Source organism: Mesorhizobium sp. P3_A8, from assembly GCF_056402995.1.
Genome location: NZ_JBFUGI010000014.1, coordinates 79,699 through 94,462 on the forward strand (window position 1 = coordinate 79,699; position 14,764 = coordinate 94,462).

A 14,764-nucleotide genomic window follows, 5' to 3' on the forward strand; every position below is an offset into this window, starting at 1 on the left:
AGCGCGCACGTCACTTGCCTCTCATAGCCGCCTTTGGCCCGACGCATTTGTTGTCGCGAAACAGCGCCCACTCCTCGCACAGGCGCCCTTTGGGCAGCCGGCAGAATCCATATTCGTTGCCGGCTCTGTCCTTCCTGATCACCAGGCGCCCGCCGATCTCGCCACAATGGACGGATGCCGGATTGGCCATGCCGATTGCCTTCTGTGCGGCAGCACCGGCGGCGACCGGCATCGACGATACCAAGGCAAGGCCGATAGCCAATATCGAGACTTTCTTCATCGCGATCACCTCCTGGCCACAGTCTATCAGCGCAAATCGCGCTGTCCTGCGGCAAAGCGCCGTCAGGCCGGGTACCCTATCATCGCCTTAGAACCTACCGCTTGCTATCCAAGCGACGAGATGATCTCGCGGTAGGCGAATTCCGGGAAGGCCTTCAGCGTCCGTGACTTGAGGTTTCCGTTCGCGGCCAGCATCAGCGCGAAACGCGCCAGCACCGCATCGTCGGGCGCTTCGACCACCGCCACCATGTCGAACTCGCCCATGGTCAGGTAGAATGCCTTGAACGATCCTCCCATCTCGCCCAGCTGCTTCCTGGCGGCGTCGAGGCGCTTGGGCGAATCGCGCACGTTCTTCGCGCCCTGCTCGGTCCAGTTCATCAGCATGATGTAGGTCGTCATGGTACGCCTCCTTCCGGAGCCACGGAGCACGGCGGCTTCGCCGGGGCGGGCATCCGGGTTGTCGCCCAGAAAATGCATCCGACGCGAAATTATCCTCCTGCGGCGCACGTCCCGCAAGGACGCATCCACGCCATCATGTGCGGGCTTGAGGTGACACTCTGCAGCGGCCGGGGAAGGCCGGTTTAAAAACCCGCCTGATTGCGGCAATCTCCGCCGTGGTCATCGGTCCGGGAAATTCCAGGCTGACGTCCGACACCGATCCAGCCGCCGGAGGGCTTCATGCGCGAGACAACAGACCTGCCGCCGGACCGGATCGACATTCCTGCCGCATGGACCGGCGAGGACATGGCGAAGCATCCCGGGAATTGGCTGGCCGAATTGGACCCTCGGGACATCGCCGAGCTAGAATTGGCGGCAACCGGCTTTCTCGCCGGCTCGCAGGATATCGGCGGCCTGACCAAGGCCGATTTCCCCTTGCCCCGGCTCGCCGGCCATCTTGTCGCGCTTCGCCAGAAACTGATTGCAGGCATTGGGTTCGAGGTGCTTCGCGGTCTCCCGGTCGACAGATACTCGGCTGAAATGGCGGCAACGATCTTCTGCGGGATCGGCGCGCATCTGGGGAGCGCACGGTCGCAGAATGCCCAGGGCCATATACTCGGCCATGTCCGCGACATCGGCGCCGACGCGAAGGCCGCCACGACGCGCATCTACCAGACGGCGGAGCGCCAGACGTTTCACACCGATTCCGCCGATGTCGTCGGCCTGCTCTGCCTAAGGGATGCCATGCAAGGCGGCGAGTCGCTGCTGGTCAGCACGGTGACGATCTACAATGAGATGCGCAAAAGACGGCCCGATCTGGTCCGCCTGCTGTTTGATCAGATCGCCACCGACCGGCGCGGCGAGATACCGGAAGGCGAAAAGCCTTATTTCGAAATCCCGATCCTCAACTGGCACGCAGGATTGCTGACCGGCATCTACCAGCGCCAGTACATCGACAGCGCCCAGCGCTTCCCGGACGCAATGCGGCTGAGCGCCGCGCATGTCGAGGCGCTGGATCTTCTCGACAGCCTTGCCAATGATCCGCAGCTGAACCTATCGATGCGGCTGCAGCCGGGCGACATGCAGTTCGTCTACAATCATTCGCTGCTGCACGACCGCATGGGTTTTCGCGATTGGCCAGACCCGGACAAGCGGCGCCATATGCTGCGCCTGTGGCTGTCGATTCCCGGCGACCGCCCGCTGCCCGATTGCTTCCGGCAGCGCTATGGCTCGATCGAGATCGGCGACCGGGGCGGCATCATCGTCAAGGGGACACGGCTGAACGTGCCGCTGTAGGAGCGTCCCTCGCCCAGCGCCTAGCCGTCGACCGTTCTGATCAATCCCTGCTCCGAAAGATCGGTCCTGTGCCTGAGAACATATCTGTGGCTTAGGCCAACGGAACTTTCCGGAAGTCCCAGATAGGTGGCGAGTTCCTCATGGAGCTCAAGCGGATCGATGTAGTCTTTCGCTCCATCCATCCCCAATATCCGAAGCAGATCGTCAGATTCGGCCTGCCTGCCGATCGTCGCCAGCAAGGCCGGAGCGTCTTCCAGCCTTGGACGCATGTCCTCGGGGCCGGGGTCATCCATTGTCATGCCAGGACAGGAATTGTAGCGCGATTCAAGAACGCCGTGCTGTGCCGCCAGCAGGTATAGCTGCTCCTCATCGTAGACGGTGACCGCAATGCCGACACACATAAGATCGCGGGTCAGTCTTTGGAGGAAGGACTCAATCCAGCGCGTGTCGAGCTGGTCGGTCTCTTGGTCCGAGAAGGTGGTCCAACCGTTCTCTTCGCTCGTGACGAAAGCGTCGACATTTTCTGACCTCAGCCAGTTGGCCAACGCTTCCTGCGTTGGCCCCTTTATGCTGATGGTCCCGTAGGTCGCGCCCATCCTGGAAATCCTTGGAGCGGATTATCCTAGCTGTCGAGGAAGCTGCGCAGCTTGCGCGACCTGCTCGGGTGCTTGAGCTTGCGCAGCGCCTTGGCTTCGATCTGGCGGATACGCTCGCGGGTGACCGAGAACTGCTGGCCGACTTCTTCCAGCGTGTGATCGGTGTTCATGCCGATGCCGAAGCGCATGCGCAGCACACGTTCCTCGCGCGGTGTCAGCGAGGCCAGAACGCGCGTGGTGGTCTCGCGCAGATTGGCCTGGATCGCCGCGTCGATCGGCAGGATCGCCATCTTGTCCTCGATGAAGTCGCCCAGATGCGAATCCTCCTCGTCGCCGACCGGCGTTTCGAGCGAGATCGGCTCCTTGGCGATCTTCAAGACCTTGCGCACCTTTTCGAGCGGCATGGCGAGCTTTTCGGCCAGTTCCTCCGGCGTCGGCTCGCGGCCGATCTCGTGCAGCATCTGGCGCGAGGTGCGCACGATCTTGTTGATCGTCTCGATCATGTGCACCGGGATTCGGATGGTGCGCGCCTGGTCGGCGATCGAACGCGTGATCGCCTGCCGAATCCACCATGTCGCGTAGGTCGAGAACTTGTAGCCGCGGCGGTACTCGAATTTGTCGACCGCCTTCATCAGGCCGATATTGCCTTCCTGGATCAGGTCGAGGAACTGCAGGCCACGATTGGTGTATTTCTTGGCGATGGAGATGACGAGGCGCAGATTGGCCTCGACCATTTCCTTCTTGGCGATCGCGGCCTCGCGCTCGCCCTTCTGCACCTGGTTGACGATCTTGCGGAATTCCAGGATCGAGATCGCCGTTTCGGTGGCGAGGTTCTGGATCTCGGCGCGCAGCTCCTTGATCGCATCCTTCTCGTTCTTGGTGAATTCCTTCCAGCCGCGCGACGTCAGATTGCCGATCGCGCGCGTCCAGTTGGGGTCGAGCTCGGAACCCTGATATTCCTTCAGGAACTCCTCGCGGCGCACGCCATAGCTTTCGGCCAGCCGCAAAAGCTTGCCCTCGTTCTGCACCAGGCGCTTGTTGATGTCGTAGAGCTGCTCGACCAGCGCCTCGATGCGCGCGGTGTTGAGCGACAGCGACTTCACTGCCTTGATCAGCTGGTCCTTTAGCTCCTTCAGCCGGCGGTCCTGGCTGGGCGACAGCGTGCCGGCGGCGGCCAGACGGTTCTCGACCTGCTGGTCCTGCAGCTTGCGCAGCTTCTTGTAGGTATCGGCGATGACGTCGAGCGTCTCCATCACCTGCGGGCGGAGTTCGGCTTCCATCGCCGCCAGCGACAGGCTGGCCTCGTCCTCGTCTTCCTCGTCGTCGTCGCCGATGCCGCGCGTGTCGGCGCCGACATTGGTGATGTCTTCTTCCTCGTCGCGGCCGCGACGCGGCTTTTCCTCGACCTTGGGCGCTTCCTCGATGCGCTCGACCACCGGCGCCTGCTTGGCTTCGGGACCGGCATAGGTGGCTTCTAGGTCGATGATCTCGCGCAGCAGGATCTTGGATTCGTTGAGCTCGTCGCGCCAGATGATGATGGCCTGGAAGGTCAGCGGGCTTTCGCAGAGGCCCGCGATCATCGTCTCGCGGCCGGCCTCGATGCGCTTGGCGATGGCGATTTCGCCCTCGCGCGACAGCAGCTCGACCGAGCCCATTTCGCGCAGATACATGCGCACCGGATCGTCGGTGCGGTCGGTCGGCTCTTTCTTGGTGGTGGTGGCGGCGACCGCCGTGCCGGTCTGTTCGGCCAGTTCGTTGGCGTCTTCCTCAGCGTCCGCCGCGGTGTCGCCGGCCTCAGCCTCTTCGCCCTGCTCATCATCCTCGACGACATTGATGCCCATGTCGGACAGCATCGCCATCGTGTCCTCGATCTGCTCGGAGGTCACTTCCTCGGAAGGCAGCACCGAATTCAGCTCGTCCATCGTGACATAGCCGCGCTTCTTGGCGGCCTTGATCATCTTCTTGACAGCATCATCGGAAAGGTCGAGCAGAGGGCCATCGGTGGCGCCTTCGCGTTCGGTCTCGACCTCTTCCTTTTCCTTAGTCGCCATAATTTTTATCTTCTCCAAGCGGCTGCCATCGAAGCCGCGTAAGCTGTCGGACCAGTCGAAACCGGATGTGCTCGCTTATGAAACGCGCTTCACCGGGCCAGTAACCGCATCTACTTTTGTTTGATGCCTGTCGTTGCCCCAAAACCGGTTCCACTTTTGGGCGACATGCATTAAGTCCAGATTAACCCTGATATCTGTGGCAGGCTGCCTGCCTGTCCAGTCACCAGTACCTCACATCGCTCATTTCCCGTCGGCGCGGGTGCGGGTTAACGTTTCGAATCGTCCTGATTCCGCCATTCTGTCGGAAGGTCAAGCGCCTCTCGCATGATTCGCATGAAAAAAGCGAATCAATTACCCGACTTAGCGCGCCCTGCCCCCTAGGGAAGCCTGGCCACGCTCTCATTCCTGTATTCAGCTGCACTTAGGCTCGCCCGGCCCTGCCCGACGAAACGCCGAATCCTTCGATCAGCGCTTCCGTCGCCTGTACATCCTGAAATTGCGCCTGAATTTCGATCAGATGGCGGAAGTTTTCGTCCGATGGATCTGCTTCGAGCGCGGCTTCCGCCTGTTTCAGCTCCTTATGTAAGGTGCGCGCGCTGCGCTGCAAGTGCAGCGCCTGGTTCAGAGCGTCGCGGGCATCGTCGAGCGCCGCCGTCTCGAGCGCCGGCCATTGCCGCGCCCGTTTGATCAGTTCGACCGCGCGCCCCCAGATCTCGGCGCAGCCGGCGCGCTCGATCGTCGTCACCACGGCGTGGCGGTCATTGGCCATGTCATGCGCCATCGCGTCGAGGATGGCGGCGTGCAGCCGCTGCAGATCGGAATTGACGAGGTCGAGAAATTCGACATGGGCGAAATTCTCGTCGATCAGCGGCGGATGGTTGACCAGCGCGACGATGATCGTCGCCTCGCGCACCGACATTCCCTCGCTGCCGCGCTTGACCAGCGCGGATTGGCCGAGGCTTTCGGTGATCGCCATGCGGCCGCCGCCAGGCTTGGCGAATTGGCCGCCGGGTGCGGCTGCCTTGCCCTGCTGCCCCGGTTTCCACTCCTGGCGCCCTTGCCGCGCATCGCGCTGCGAGCCGAAGAAGCTCTTTTCCCGCTCACGCATTTCCTGCTGGTAGTGATAGCGCGTGCTTTCGTCGCGGATGCGGCTGGCGAGTTCCCGCAGCGTCTTTCCCAGTTCCGCCCGCCGCTCCGGCGTGTCGAAGACACCGCCCGTCGTCTCGCGCATCCACAACAGATCGACCAGCGGCCGCGCATCGGCAAGCACGGCGCGGAAAGCGTCCGGCCCCTCGGCCTTGACGAGGTCGTCGGGATCCTTGCCTTCCGGCAGCAGCGCGAAGCGCGCCGAGCGCCCGGCCTGCACCGAAGGCAGTGCCAAATCAGCAGCCCGCCATGCCGCCTTCAGTCCGGCCTTGTCGCCGTCGAAGCACAGCATCGGCTCGCCTGCCATGCGCCACAACAATTCCAGCTGATTTTCGGTGAGCGCGGTGCCGAGCGGCGCCACGACATTCTCGAAGCCGGCCTGGGCCAGCGCGATCACGTCCATATAGCCTTCGACGGCAATGACCGTGCCGCCCTTGGCCAGCGCCTTGCGTGCGCGGGCGAAATTGTAGAGCACATTGCCCTTGTGGAAGAGCTCGGTGTCGGGCGAGTTCATGTATTTGGCCAGCGCATCTGGCGCCAGCGCGCGGCCGCCAAAGGCGATGATCTTGCCGCGCGAATCCGGGATCGGGAACATGATGCGATCGCGGAACCAGTCATAGGAGACCGGGATGTCGTCGCCATGACGCACCAGCCCGCAAGCCTCGATATCGGCTTTCGGCACGCCTTTTGCCGCCAGATGCTCCTTCAGCGCGTTGCGGCTATCGGGCGCGAAGCCAAGCCGGAACGACTGCTGCGTCGCCGGCGTCAGCCCACGATCCCTGAGATACGCGCGGGCTTTGGCTCCCTCAGGTCCCTGCAGCCGTTCCTGGAAGAAGGCGGTCGCCATTTCCATGACGTCGGTCAGGCTGGCGCGTTCCTTCTCGCGCTGTTCCTCCCGTTCGTCGCGCACCGGCATCGGCACGCCCGCCATGTCGGCGATCTTCTCGACCGCCTCGGGAAAACTCAATCCTTCGAGTTCGGTGAGGAATTTGAAATGGTCGCCCGAGACCGAGCAGCCGAAACAGTGGTAACGCCCCTTCTTGTCCTCGCAATGGAAGGACGGGCTCTTCTCGCCATGGAACGGGCAACAGGCCCAATAGTCGCCCCGCGACGTATTGGTCTTCTTGCGATCCCACGCGACGCGCTGGCCGATGACCTGTGAAATCGGCACGCGGTCGCGGATCTCGTCGAGAAAGGCGGGCGGAAAGCGCATTGAGGGAACTCGTTTCCCCACCATATAAGCATGCGCGCGAAATCCGACGACCCCCAATACGAGCCATACCCGGTTTCCACAGGGCAAAAAGAAAGGCAACCGTTGCGGGCCGCCTTCCTTCTCAGTCCCGTTGTGCGGGAACTTACTGCGCGGCAAGCGCGCCGAAGATGACGCCCGACAGGATGCCGACCAGCACATAGTCGTTGCCGACGCGGATCCATTCCTGGCCGCGGCCGGGACGATGCAGGCCGTAGCGGCCGTAGTCGCGGACCGGCTGATGCTGCCTCCAGCCGGAATATTTCTGGCCGTTGCGCCAGTTGTTGCGCTTCACGACGACCTTCTTCTTGAAGACGCGCTTCCTCACATCGTTGTGGTGGCCGGGCTTCTGCCAGTCGACCTTGGTGTAATTCGACTGCGCCGCGACCGGCGCATTCATCGGCGCGGCCTGGCCGGTGAGCGACGTGGCGGCGAGCACCGAGACGGCGAGGACAGAAAGAACAATGCGTTTCATGAGAAGTCTCCTTGGTTGTCGATGCCAGAGGAATAACGGCCGACGGATGAACTGAAACTGAACACAGACATTACAATTATGTAATGAAATCCTGTGGTTATTCCTGAGATTTGAACATCATCGCAAGGTTGACGGCGGCACGGGCGGCAAAGGCGGCCGACCCGCGTCGGGCCGTGGGGCGGCAAGGCAAGCATTTGCGCACCCGTCCATTTCCCGACACGGCCTGTCGCACCGCGACGGCCCCATGAAATCGACAAAATTTTATTATCCGGCTAAAATATTCCGGCTATTATCGACGACTGTCATGACCATGATTCGTATCCTCGTTCTCTCTCCCGACCGCCGCGATGTCCGCATCCTGCGCGCCCTTCGCATGCGGGCGCCCCGATGAGCGGTTCCGTCGTCCTTCTGCATCTGGCCGGCGCCGTCGCGCTGATGCTGTTTGCCACCCGCATGGTGAAGACCGGCGTCGAACGCGCCTATGGCGATGTGCTGCGCCACAGGCTGCGCGCCACCATGCGCAATCCGATCATGGCGGTGCTGGCCGGCACCGGCCTTGCCATCGCGCTCCAAAGCTCGACAGCGGTCACCCTTTTGGTCGGCTCCTTCGCCGGTTCCGGCATCGTCTCGGGCGCGGCCGGCCAATTGGCGGTGCGCGGCGCCGAAATCGGCTCGGCGCTCGTGGTCAAGCTCTTGACCTTCGATCTCACGCTCTTGGTGCCGCTCTGCCTGATCACCGGCACGGTGATGTTCATGGCCACCGAGCGACGCGACTGGCGCCAGACCGGCCGCATCCTGGTCGGCATCGGGCTTCTGATCCTGTCGCTGGAAATGATCGGCCAGGCCTCCGAGCCGCTGCGCAACAGCCAGCTCATGCCGGTCATCATCAACTACTTCTCCAGCGATTCCATCACCGCCTATCTCCTGGCGGCGCTGATCACCTGGCTGTTCCAGTCGAGCATCGCGGCGGTGCTTTTGATGGCGACGCTGGCCGGCCGCGGTCTCATCAGCCCGGAACTCGGCGTCGTCCTCATCCTCGGCGTCAATCTCGGCTCCTCGATCATCGCACCGATGCTGACCCGCTCGGCCGGACCCGCCGTGCGCGTCGTGCCGATCGGCAATCTCCTGATGCGCGGGCTGGGCTCGCTGATCATGCTGATCCTGTTCATGATTGTCCGTCCGCATGTCGGCTTCCTCGGTGCGACAGCGGCGGACCAGATCGTCAACGCACATATCCTGTTCAACGTCATCATCCTGCTCGCCGGCCTGCCGCTGGCCGGCTTCGTCTACCGCGCCTCGGAAAAGATCGTGGCACTGGGCACCAAGCCGGAGCCGGCCGCCTCGCTCGACATTGTAGAGTTGTCCGCGCTCAACGAGAGCGCGCTCGACATGCCGAGCCAGGCGCTGGGCAACGCAACGCGCGAGGTGGTGCGGGTCTGTGAAACCGTCGAGATCATGCTGAAGCGCATCATGGAACTCTACGAGAGCGCCGACGCCGACAAGATCAAGGCGCTGGCGGCCCTTGACGACCGTGTCGACCGCAAGCATGCGGCGATCAAACTCTATCTCGCCAAGCTCACCAAGAACCAGCTGACCGAGGACGAGGCCCTGCGCTGCCAGGAGCTGATTGGCGCCTGCATCAAGCTCGAGCAGGTCGGCGACATCATCGTGCGCAACATGCTGGTGCATGTGAAGAAGAAGTTCGAGCGCGGGCTGGAATTCACCGACGAGGGCTGGAGCGAATTGTGCGCCTTCCACAGCTCGGTGCTGGCCAATGCGCGGCTCGCCTTCAACGTGCTGGTCTCGCGCGATCCTGAAACAGCCCGCCAACTGGTGCTGGAGAAGGACCAGTTGCGCGACCGCGAGAAGGAAACCAGCGCCAGCCATTTCCTGCGGCTGCGCGAAGGCACCGCCAAGAGCGTCGAAACCAGCTCGATCCACCTCGACACCATCCGCGACCTGAAGCAGATCAACTCGCTGCTGGCGTCGATGGCCTATCCAGTGCTGGAAGAGCGCGGCCTGCTGACAGGGTCGAGATTGAAGGCGAGCTGAGGCATTGAAGCTGCCAATCTCCCCACCTGTGGGGGAGATGGCCGGCAGGCCAGAGGGGGGCGCCGTAGAGCACGACGGTTGATATTGCCCTTTGATTTTTTGTTTTTGTCACTCAGCCCTCTCGCAGAAAGTTTGACAGGCCGGCGGGCCAGCGCCCCCCTCTGTCCTGCCGGACATCTCCCCCACAAGGGGGGAGATTGGCGCTTCACCGGCTCACCACCATTCAAGAAAACCTAAACTCGCGACAAAAATTTCTGGATTGCCCAAACCGCGCATCCGTGGTTTGAGGCCGTTGCAGCCAAGGCTTTCCCATGTCGCTTCCGCTCATTGCCCTGTTCATCGCCGCCTTCGCTTTCGGCACCACAGAATTCGTCATTGCCGGCGTGCTGCCGCAAGTGGCGGAAGGGCTTGGCGTTTCTGTCCCCTCCGCCGGCTATCTCGTCTCCGGCTATGCCTGCGGTATCGCCATCGGCGGCCCGCTGCTGGCGCTCGCCACCAAATCCTTGCCGCGCAAGACCTTGCTGCTCGGCCTCGCCGTCGCCTTCACCATCGGCCAGGCGGCTTGTGCGCTGGCGCCCGACTTCACCTCCATGCTGCTTCTGCGGATTACCGTGGCGGTCGCGCATGGCGCCTATTTCGGCGTCGCCATGGTGGTTGCCGTCGGTCTCGTTCCCGAGGACAAACGCGGCATGGCAGTGGCGGTCATCCTGTCCGGCCTCACCGTCTCCAACGTCATCGGCGTGCCGGCCGGCACCGCCATCGGTAACATCTGGGGCTGGCGCGCCACCTTCTGGGTGATGTGCGTGCTCGGCGTCGCGGCAACGCTCGCGATGACGGCCCTTCTGCCGCGCACCACCGGATACCAGGCCAAGCCCGCCAGCCTCGCCCGCGAGGTCCGCGTCCTGGCGCGCCAGCAGGTCTGGACTTCGCTGATCCTGATGCTGATGCTGATGCTCGGCCAGTTCTGCCTGTTCACCTACATCACGCCGACCCTGCTGGAGGTCACCGGGCTCGACGAGAACCTGGTGCCCTGGGTGCTGCTGCTCAACGGCGTCGGCGCCACGCTGGGCGTCTTCCTCGGTGGCAAGCTCTCCGACTGGAAGCTGATGCCCTCGCTGATCACGATGCTTGGCCTACAAGCGGTGACGCTGGCGGTCATCTACGCCGTCAGTCCCTATCCCCTGCCTATGGTTGTCGCGATCGTCATCTGGGGCGGCCTCAACTTCGCCATCGGCACGCCGATCCAGACCCGCATTCTGGCCTGGACAGCCGACGCCTCCAACCTGGCCTCCTCACTGATCCCGTCCGGCTTCAATGTCGGCATTGCGCTTGCCGCGTCGCTGGGCGCCGCCATGCTCAATGCCGGCTACGGCTATCGCAGCCTGCCCGTGGTCGGCGCTTTCGCCATGCTGGTCGCCGTGGTCGTTGCAGTCGTCTCCAATGTCTGGGAAGGGCGCAGCAGCGCCACGCCGCCACTGACGGCACCGGCCGAGTAGCCCACGGACCTCACCCGCGCCAGCGCAAGAGCCGCATGGCGTTGGCTGTCACCAGCACGGTGGCGCCGGTGTCGGCCAGGATCGCTGGCCACAGACCGGTGATGCCCAAAATGGTGGTGACCAGGAACACCGCCTTCAGCCCGAGCGCCACGGTGATGTTCTGGCCGATATTGGCCATCACCGCGCGTGACAAGCGCACCATGCGCGCGACATCCATGACGCGGCCATGCAGGATCGCCGCATCCGCCGTCTCAAGCGCCACATCGGTGCCCCCGCCCATGGCGATGCCGATGTCGGCGGCGGCGAGCGCCGGCGCATCGTTGATGCCGTCGCCGACCTTGGCCACCGTCAGCCCTTCGCGCTGCAACTCGCCGACGATGCGCTGCTTGTCCTGCGGCAGCAATTCCGCCCGCGCCTCGATGCCGAGCGAGGTGGCTATTGCCTCAGCCGTGCGGCGGTTGTCGCCGGTCAGCATCACCGTGCGGATGCCCTCTGCCTTGAGTGCCGCGATGCCGGCCGCCGCATCCAGCCGCGGCTCGTCGCGCATGGCGATCAGCCCGGCCACCACGCCATCGGCGACCAGCACCGACACCGTCTTGCCCTGGCCGTTGAGACTGTCGACGGCAAGCCGCTGTGCTTGCGTCATCTCTGCACGCTCGCCCGCCGCCGAGCCGGAACCCAGGAAGACGGCGATGCCGCCGACGCTGCCCTCGACGCCCTTGCCGGAGATCGCCTTCGCCGCCAAAGCCGGCGGCACCGGCGCCTTGTCGGCCTTGGCCCTGTCCAGGATCGCCACCGCCAGCGGATGGCTGGAGCCCTGCTCGAGTGCTGCCGCCAGCGCCAGCACGCTGCGCTCATCGCGGCCATAGGCGACAATGTCGGTGACGACAGGCTTGCCCGCGGTCAGCGTGCCGGTCTTGTCGAAGGCGACAGCCGTGATGCGGCGAAAGCCTTCCAGCACCGCGCCGCCCTTCATCAACAGGCCGCGCCGGGCGCCGGTCGCAAGGCCAGCGGCGATTGCCGCCGGCGTCGAGATGACCAGCGCGCAGGGGCAGCCGATCAGCAGGATCGCCAGGCCCTTGTAGATCCACTCATTCCAGTCTCCGCCGGCGACCAGCGGCGGCAGCAGCGCCACCAGCGCGCCGACCACCAGCACGCCGGGCGTATAGATGCGAGAGAAGCGGTCGATGAAGCGCTCGGTCGGTGCCTTGGCCTCCTGCGCCTCCTCCACCAGCCGCACCACGCGGGCGATGGTGTTGTCGGAAGCGGCGGCCGTCACCCGCACCTTGAGCACGCTATCGCTGTTGATCGTGCCGGCGAAGACAGCCTCGCCAAGGCTCTTGCGCTTCGGCGTGCTTTCGCCGGTCACCGGTGCCTCGTCGATATCGCTCGAACCTTCTGTTATTGCGCCATCCGCCGGGATGCGATCGCCCGGCCGCACGATGATGACGTCGCCGACGCCGAGCTGTTCGGCGGGAACTTCAACCGTGCCGCTTCCCCGCTCGACCAGCGCTGTCTTCGGCACCAGATCGGCCAGACCCTGGATGCTGGCCCGCGCCCGGCCGGCGGCGACACCTTCCAGAAGTTCGCCGATCAGGAACAGCACAACAACGGCAGCCGCTTCCTCCGTGGCGCCGATCATCACCGCACCGACAGCGGCGATGGTCATCAGCATCTCGATCGAAAACGGCGTGCCGGCCAGGGCCGCCATCAGCGCGCGCCGCGCGATCGGCACCAGGCCGACCAGCAGTGCGGCCAGGAAGACCCAGCGCTCAGCCGCGGGAAAAAGATGACCAATGCCGTACGCAGCGACAAGCGCTGCCGCACAAGCCAGCGTCAGCGCCGCGCGGCGGCTGCGCCACCGCGCCTGCCCCGGCTCGGCATGGCTGTGCAGATGCGCAGAGCCTGCAGGCTCTCCATTGGGCTGTCCACCGTCATGATCATGCCCCGCGTGGTCGTGATCTTCGTGCTCGTGGCCTTCGTGGTCGTGATCGACATGGTCATGCGATTTGGCTGCTGGCCCGTCGGCCCTGGCTTGCGCCTTGACGATGCCGTAGCCCAGCCGCGCCACCTGCTGCAGCACCTTGTCGTCATCGAGCCGGCCGCCATGGCTGACGGTCATGCTGGCGCCGGTCACCGAAACCGAGACGTCGGCGACGCCGTCGAGGCGGCGCACCGCCGTATCGATCTTGGTCGCGCAGGAAGCGCAATCCATGCCGCCGATCTTGAACCGTGTCTGCCGGAGTCTTGCCTGCTCGTGAGGAGCCGTCATGCCATCACCTGTCTGCTTCACCCGCACGACGCACCGCCGCATAGGCCTTGAACCCTGATGCCAGGCACTATAATTGCTCTAGTCACTAGAGCTTCAAGAGGCAAAATGCATGTTTTCGATCGGTGATCTTTCCCGCCGCACCGGCGTCAAGGTGCCCACCATCCGCTACTACGAGCAGATGGGCCTGGTCGCCGCGCCCGAGCGCTCGGAAGGCAACCAGCGCCGCTATTCCAGGCAGGAGCTGGAACGGCTGGCCTTCATCCGTCACGCCCGCGACCTCGGCTTCGCCGTCGAGGACATCCGCGCGCTGATCGAATTGAGCGGTCACCCCGAGCAGCCTTGCGGCCACGCCGACAAGATCGCGCAGGAGCAACTGATCTCCGTGCGCGAAAAGATCGCACAGTTGAAGCGGCTGGAAACCGAGCTGGAGCGCATCACCTCCTGCTGCGACGGCAAGACGGTCGGCGACTGCTACGTCATCCGCGCGCTGTCCGACCATGCATTGTGTGCCGACGAGCACGGTAAGGATGGCAGTGAGGTGCGATAGCTCCGGCTGGCTCAGGCCCTCGAAAACAGCAGGCTGAGACCGGCAAAGCCGAAGAAGGCAGCCAGGACTCCTTCGATACCGCGCCACGCCCGACGATACATGCGCACCATCGGCGGCGTCGAAAAGGCCAGGGCATAGCCGCAAAATATCGTCACGCTCAGCACCGCGCAGCCAGCCAGGATGAGGACGACATCTTGCCTCGAGGCGCCGGGGCCGAGACCGAGCGTGACCAGGGCGATCCAGCCGAGAATGGATTTCGGATTGCTGAGATGCATCAGCAGGCCGCGCCTGTAGAGGGCGAAGCCGGATACGGGCCGATCAACGAAGTGCCCGGCGTCACCATCCCTGGTCAGAGCGCCCCTGGCTGCCTTAACAGCCAGGAAGAGCAAATAGAGGCCACCCAGTATCTTCAACACAATGAGAGCTTGCGCATAGCGCGTCAGCAAAGCGGAGATGCCCGTCGCCGCCATGAGGCCCCAGAAGATGGAGCCGGTGACAACGCCGGCGGCCAAAAGCAGGGCGGCATTGCGGCCCTGCTGCATTGCGGTTCCCATGATCCGCATGTTGCTCGGCCCGGGACTGGCCGCGGCAATGATGTAAGCGGTGTAGACGAGGAGCAGGTGATGCAGATCGACGGACACGAGGGAGCCTTCGCAAGCTGATTTGAGCCAAGGTGGGTCCTTGGCGGCGAGTATTGATACTATTCCGTTCGCGGTTTCCGATAGGCGGCAGAGCGGGACGCGGTATGATCCAGCAAGGCGGATAAGGCTGAAAGATCATCGACGGAACCGCCCCTGCAAGGCTTGGGTTCCTCGCCCCCGCGAAGTGGGGGAGAGGTGGCCGCGAAGCGGACGGAGCGGGGGCTTC

12 protein-coding genes are annotated in these 14,764 nt (G+C 63.9%); 4 read left to right on the forward strand and 8 right to left on the reverse strand.

What is annotated here, in order from left to right:
- Window positions 1–10: 10 nt before the first annotated feature.
- Entirely contained in the window at window positions 11–280 is a 270-nt protein-coding gene (locus tag AC1DX4_RS28395; protein ID WP_477223455.1) for a putative hemolysin, read from the reverse strand.
- A 104-nt stretch (window positions 281–384) separates the two neighbouring features.
- Window positions 385–678 (reverse strand): GYD domain-containing protein, encoded by a 294-nt coding sequence (locus tag AC1DX4_RS28400; RefSeq protein ID WP_095202008.1) that lies wholly within the window; start codon window positions 676–678, stop codon window positions 385–387.
- A gap of 279 nt (window positions 679–957) precedes the next feature.
- Between AC1DX4_RS28400 and AC1DX4_RS28405 the strand changes: the two genes are divergently transcribed.
- Window positions 958–2,013, forward strand: coding sequence for a TauD/TfdA family dioxygenase (locus tag AC1DX4_RS28405; protein ID WP_477223456.1), 1,056 nt, complete (start codon window positions 958–960; stop codon window positions 2,011–2,013).
- A 20-nt stretch (window positions 2,014–2,033) separates the two neighbouring features.
- Here AC1DX4_RS28405 and AC1DX4_RS28410 read toward each other — a convergent pair whose 3' ends face one another.
- The 4 genes from AC1DX4_RS28410 to AC1DX4_RS28425 form a co-directional block, all read right to left on the reverse strand.
- Window positions 2,034–2,609, reverse strand: coding sequence for a hypothetical protein (locus AC1DX4_RS28410; RefSeq protein WP_477223457.1), 576 nt, complete (start codon window positions 2,607–2,609; stop codon window positions 2,034–2,036).
- 26 nt (window positions 2,610–2,635) lie between these two features.
- On the reverse strand, window positions 2,636–4,660 hold the full coding sequence (rpoD, locus tag AC1DX4_RS28415; protein WP_477223458.1) for an RNA polymerase sigma factor RpoD: 2,025 nt from the start codon (window positions 4,658–4,660) through the stop codon (window positions 2,636–2,638).
- Window positions 4,661–5,081: 421 nt separating this feature from the next.
- Entirely contained in the window at window positions 5,082–7,019 is a 1,938-nt protein-coding gene (gene dnaG, locus AC1DX4_RS28420; RefSeq protein ID WP_477223459.1) for a DNA primase, read from the reverse strand.
- Window positions 7,020–7,161: 142 nt separating this feature from the next.
- Entirely contained in the window at window positions 7,162–7,530 is a 369-nt protein-coding gene (locus AC1DX4_RS28425; RefSeq protein ID WP_477223460.1) for an RcnB family protein, read from the reverse strand.
- Between the two features lie 387 nt (window positions 7,531–7,917).
- On the opposite strand from AC1DX4_RS28425, the gene AC1DX4_RS28430 reads away from it, so the two are divergent.
- Window positions 7,918–9,582, forward strand: coding sequence for a Na/Pi cotransporter family protein (locus AC1DX4_RS28430; protein ID WP_477223461.1), 1,665 nt, complete (start codon window positions 7,918–7,920; stop codon window positions 9,580–9,582).
- Window positions 9,583–9,893: 311 nt separating this feature from the next.
- Complete coding sequence (locus AC1DX4_RS28435; protein WP_477223462.1) at window positions 9,894–11,078, forward strand: MFS transporter; 1,185 nt, start codon at window positions 9,894–9,896, stop codon at window positions 11,076–11,078.
- Between the two features lie 10 nt (window positions 11,079–11,088).
- Here AC1DX4_RS28435 and AC1DX4_RS28440 read toward each other — a convergent pair whose 3' ends face one another.
- Window positions 11,089–13,350: a heavy metal translocating P-type ATPase gene (locus tag AC1DX4_RS28440; RefSeq protein WP_477223463.1), complete on the reverse strand. Its 2,262-nt coding sequence runs from the start codon at window positions 13,348–13,350 to the stop codon at window positions 11,089–11,091.
- Window positions 13,351–13,459: 109 nt separating this feature from the next.
- On the opposite strand from AC1DX4_RS28440, the gene AC1DX4_RS28445 reads away from it, so the two are divergent.
- On the forward strand, window positions 13,460–13,897 hold the full coding sequence (locus AC1DX4_RS28445; RefSeq protein WP_477223464.1) for a MerR family transcriptional regulator: 438 nt from the start codon (window positions 13,460–13,462) through the stop codon (window positions 13,895–13,897).
- Window positions 13,898–13,908: 11 nt separating this feature from the next.
- Here the strand turns inward: AC1DX4_RS28445 and AC1DX4_RS28450 are convergent, their stop codons facing one another.
- On the reverse strand, window positions 13,909–14,538 hold the full coding sequence (locus tag AC1DX4_RS28450) for a LysE family translocator (protein WP_477223465.1): 630 nt from the start codon (window positions 14,536–14,538) through the stop codon (window positions 13,909–13,911).
- Window positions 14,539–14,764 lie beyond the last annotated feature (226 nt).

Coding starts and splice junctions, on each gene's coding strand:
- AC1DX4_RS28395 (WP_477223455.1), bottom strand. CDS start 280: ATGAAGAAAGTCTCGATATTGGCTATCGGCCTTGCCTTGGTATCGTCG.
- AC1DX4_RS28400 (WP_095202008.1), bottom strand. CDS start 678: ATGACGACCTACATCATGCTGATGAACTGGACCGAGCAGGGCGCGAAG.
- AC1DX4_RS28405 (WP_477223456.1), top strand. CDS start 958: ATGCGCGAGACAACAGACCTGCCGCCGGACCGGATCGACATTCCTGCC.
- AC1DX4_RS28410 (WP_477223457.1), bottom strand. CDS start 2,609: ATGGGCGCGACCTACGGGACCATCAGCATAAAGGGGCCAACGCAGGAA.
- rpoD (WP_477223458.1), bottom strand. CDS start 4,660: ATGGCGACTAAGGAAAAGGAAGAGGTCGAGACCGAACGCGAAGGCGCC.
- dnaG (WP_477223459.1), bottom strand. CDS start 7,019: ATGCGCTTTCCGCCCGCCTTTCTCGACGAGATCCGCGACCGCGTGCCG.
- AC1DX4_RS28425 (WP_477223460.1), bottom strand. CDS start 7,530: ATGAAACGCATTGTTCTTTCTGTCCTCGCCGTCTCGGTGCTCGCCGCC.
- AC1DX4_RS28430 (WP_477223461.1), top strand. CDS start 7,918: ATGAGCGGTTCCGTCGTCCTTCTGCATCTGGCCGGCGCCGTCGCGCTG.
- AC1DX4_RS28435 (WP_477223462.1), top strand. CDS start 9,894: ATGTCGCTTCCGCTCATTGCCCTGTTCATCGCCGCCTTCGCTTTCGGC.
- AC1DX4_RS28440 (WP_477223463.1), bottom strand. CDS start 13,350: ATGACGGCTCCTCACGAGCAGGCAAGACTCCGGCAGACACGGTTCAAG.
- AC1DX4_RS28445 (WP_477223464.1), top strand. CDS start 13,460: ATGTTTTCGATCGGTGATCTTTCCCGCCGCACCGGCGTCAAGGTGCCC.